At 65.3% G+C, this 2,961-nt stretch carries 8 protein-coding genes; 5 read left to right on the forward strand and 3 right to left on the reverse strand.

Features of this window, described 5'->3' with window-relative positions; translation table 11 throughout:
* Positions 1-377: patatin-like phospholipase family protein (locus AC1DS3_RS37280; protein ID WP_477129206.1), on the reverse strand; the 377-nt coding region annotated here is incomplete at its 3' end.
* A gap of 137 nt (positions 378-514) precedes the next feature.
* Positions 515-766: a MerR family DNA-binding protein gene (locus tag AC1DS3_RS37285; protein ID WP_441634054.1), complete on the reverse strand. Its 252-nt coding sequence runs from the start codon at positions 764-766 to the stop codon at positions 515-517.
* On the opposite strand from AC1DS3_RS37285, the gene AC1DS3_RS37290 reads away from it, so the two are divergent.
* Positions 671-940 carry a hypothetical protein gene (locus AC1DS3_RS37290; protein ID WP_441634277.1) on the forward strand — a complete coding sequence of 90 codons (270 nt, stop codon included), beginning with the start codon at positions 671-673 and terminating at the stop codon, positions 938-940. The two genes, AC1DS3_RS37285 and AC1DS3_RS37290, sit on opposite strands and share 96 nt — an antisense overlap.
* 22 nt (positions 941-962) lie before the next feature.
* On the opposite strand, the gene AC1DS3_RS37295 is transcribed toward AC1DS3_RS37290, so the two are convergent.
* On the reverse strand, positions 963-1,736 hold the full coding sequence (locus AC1DS3_RS37295; RefSeq protein WP_477129207.1) for a TetR/AcrR family transcriptional regulator: 774 nt from the start codon (positions 1,734-1,736) through the stop codon (positions 963-965).
* 114 nt (positions 1,737-1,850) lie between these two features.
* Here AC1DS3_RS37295 and AC1DS3_RS37300 point away from each other — a divergent pair, with 114 nt between their 5' ends.
* The 4 genes from AC1DS3_RS37300 to AC1DS3_RS37315 form a co-directional block, all read left to right on the forward strand.
* Positions 1,851-2,147 carry a Cif family virulence factor gene (locus AC1DS3_RS37300; protein WP_441634279.1) on the forward strand — a complete coding sequence of 99 codons (297 nt, stop codon included), beginning with the start codon at positions 1,851-1,853 and terminating at the stop codon, positions 2,145-2,147.
* The gene (locus AC1DS3_RS37305) at positions 2,119-2,181 is read left to right on the forward strand and encodes a hypothetical protein (protein WP_441634267.1); all 63 of its coding nucleotides are present in this window, start codon (positions 2,119-2,121) and stop codon (positions 2,179-2,181) included. Before AC1DS3_RS37300 ends, AC1DS3_RS37305 begins: the two co-directional genes overlap by 29 nt.
* A 34-nt stretch (positions 2,182-2,215) precedes the next feature.
* Positions 2,216-2,647: a VOC family protein gene (locus AC1DS3_RS37310; RefSeq protein ID WP_477129208.1), complete on the forward strand. Its 432-nt coding sequence runs from the start codon at positions 2,216-2,218 to the stop codon at positions 2,645-2,647.
* A 151-nt stretch (positions 2,648-2,798) separates the two neighbouring features.
* Positions 2,799-2,961: FAD-dependent oxidoreductase (locus AC1DS3_RS37315; protein ID WP_477129209.1), on the forward strand; the 163-nt coding region annotated here is incomplete at its 3' end.

A 2,961-nucleotide genomic window follows, 5' to 3' on the forward strand; every position in this document is an offset into this window, starting at 1 on the left:
GGATTGAACTGGTATGGCGACAGGAGACGGAGAACGATGTCGGCCATCGCATACAGCGGAGAATGGTCCAGGCCCAGGGTATGGGTCCCCTTGATCCACGGCACCCAGCGCAATGGACTGTACTTTGCAGCCGATTGGGCGATAGCGAGCCAGAAGTCGTGCAGCGCCTGGCGCGCGCCGTCGCGCCCGCCCTGCAACAGCCCATAAGCCAGCACGGCGGCATTCATGGCGCCCGCACTCGTCGCGCTGACGCCCTCGATGCCGAGCCGCCCGTCCTCGAGCAGCCGGTCGAGGACCCCCCATGTAAACGCGCCATGCATGCCACCGCCCTGCAATGCAAGGGCCACAGCTTTCTGTTCCCCATTGTCAGGACTCATGCCGATGCCCCCTCCTTCCATCCCTGACACAAAAGATATTTGAAGTTAACACCCTGATGCGCAATTTGTTAGGGCTTCTTCGTCTTTAAGAGGAGGGAGGGGACTGCCGCGCCGGATACGCTGGCTTCGCGCCGCTTTCAGGCCCGGAACGGACAAGCTGCGCCAATGCGCGAGGCAATCTCGGCGCGCAACGCCGTCAATTCCGCCAGACGGACATCCACCAGTTCGAGTTTCTCCTGCAGCAAGGCGGAAAGCGCGTGCGCCGGGTCGGGCGCATTGCGTAGTTCGGTGCCGTGCCGTGCCACCTGCGCCAGCGAAAAACCAACCTGCTTGGCTCCGTCGTGGTGGTCTGGTCGCTGGTGCGCATCCTGGGCGCGCGCGTGTCGCACGGCTTGTTCGACGCCGCAGCGCGAGTGCTGTTCGCCTGCTGGCAGGCCTATGTGCTGGCGCACGGCGCGAGCCTGGTCATCCTGCCTTTCCTGGCTTTCGAGGTCTTCTGGGGCGTGGCGCAGTTGGCGCCCTGGGCCGGCAAAGTCCCGGTGCGAACGGCCGCGGCGAACTAGCCCGGCGCTTTACCGGTCACCGTCAGCGGTCACTGGCCGCCTGCAGCCCGTTCTCCACCATGTCCAGCAAGCGTTGCCCGATCTCGTACGCATGCCCCGGCGAGGTTGCCACCATGCGCAGCGGCCCGTCGATGACCAGCATGGACAAGCCATGCACGGCGGACCACGCGAGGTATTCGGCGCCGGGACGGCGCGCGGCGGGCAGCACGCCCGCCGCCACCATCCGGTCCAGCGCAGCGCCTAGCAACTGGTAGGGGTTCAGGCCGYTGTCGCCGGCCTTGTCCGGGGCCGGCACGCCTTCGCGCTCGTCCGGCACCGAAAAGGCCGTGCGAAACAGGCCGGGCTCGGCGAGCGCGAACTGCATGTAGCCGGTGCCGACCGCGCGCAGGCTGGCGCGGGCGAAGTCCGCGGGCGCCGCGCTGGCGTCCAGCGCGGCGAGTTCGGCCTCGATGGCCTGCGCCAGCGACGCCAGCGCGGCGGCGCGTACCGCCTGCAGCAGGTCCTGGCGGCCGGCGAAGTGACGGTAGGCGGCATTGGGCACGACCCCGGCGCGCCGGGTGGCCTCGCGCAACACGACCGCATCCGGGCCTCCATCGCGCGCCAGTTCCATGCCAGCGTCGAGCAACGCGCGGCGCAGGTCGCCGTGCCGGTAGGTGCTGCGTAGCGCTGGGGGGGTGGCTACCGCCGCATCCGCGGGAACGGCGGGAACGGCAGTGCTGCCGCCGCCGGCCGAATCTGTTGAGCTCGCGGTGCGCGTGGTACGCGAGATGCTTGAAGAGCGCTTTGCGCCGGTCATTTCCTCACCATGTGGACAGCGTCTATTTTCTTTACTATTGTAGTGGACAGTGTACACAATGATTGACCGGATCGCCGCCATGACACCGCGGCCCCCGTCGCTCAAGGAGCAAGGATGGCAAATGCCACATCGCCCACATTGTTCTCCTCGGCCTCGTCACATCTTGCCAGCGAAGCCGAAGTGCGTGCCCTGGTCGACACCTGGGTTAAGCCCGTGCTTAACATCGTGCTTAACGCCGTACTTAACGCCGTACTTAACGCCGTGCGTGCGAAAGACGCCGTTGTCATGATGCGCAACTATGCTGAAGACGCGGTCGTCTTCGATGTGGCGCCGCCCGTGTACTTGCGGAGCCTGGATGCGCGCCACCGTTTGTTTTTGCAAGATCGCTGGCCGATGGCTGGTGGTGCATGAGCACGCATCGATGCCGGTGAGTTTCACCCCCTGACGCGTTTCAACCCTGGAAGTGGAAAGGAGACAAGATGCTAGTCCAACCCTATCTGTTCTTTGAAGGCCGTTGCGAGGAAGCGGCTGAGTTCTACAAGCGCGCTGTCGGCGCCGAGGTGGTCATGATGATGCGCTTCAAGGAGGCGCCCCCGCCGGAATCTCCCCCGCCCGAGGGCGCTTGCGCGCCAGCGGCAGGCACCGAAGAAAAGATCATGCACATGTCCATGCGCATCGGCGAGACCACGGTGATGATGTCCGATGGCCGGTGCACGGGCAAGGCCGATTTCCAGGGCTTCTCGCTGTCCGTGACCGTGCCCGATGTGGCCAGCGCCGACCKCGTGTTCAACGCCCTGGCCGAGGGCGGCCAGGTGATGATGCCGCTGGGCAAGACGTTCTACTCGCCACGCTTTGGCATGACGACCGACCGCTTCGGCTTGCTGTGGATGGTCATCGTCCTGGAGGCCTGAGCCGCGCTGCATCAGACTGATGCCAAGCCACGCCGGTCACTCCGGCGTGGCTTTTTCATTGCTCGTTATGTTGCATATTGTGTTTTTTATTGGCAAACTGTGGCAAAACAATCCCGACGCCTTCCAGCGCGCTTTCCACACAGGTGCCTCCATGTCTGCCTCTCCCCGCCGCCCCGCTCCCGAGCACGCCCGCGTCGTCATCATCGGCGGCGGCATCATTGGCTGCAGCGTGGCCTATCACCTCGCCAAGCTGGGCTGGAACGACGTCGTCCTGCTCGAGCAAGGCCAGCTCTCGTGCGGCACCACCTGGCACG

The organism is Cupriavidus sp. 01L46 (assembly GCF_056399905.1).

Coding starts and splice junctions, on each gene's coding strand:
- AC1DS3_RS37300 (WP_441634279.1), top strand. CDS start 1,851: ATGGCAAATGCCACATCGCCCACATTGTTCTCCTCGGCCTCGTCACAT.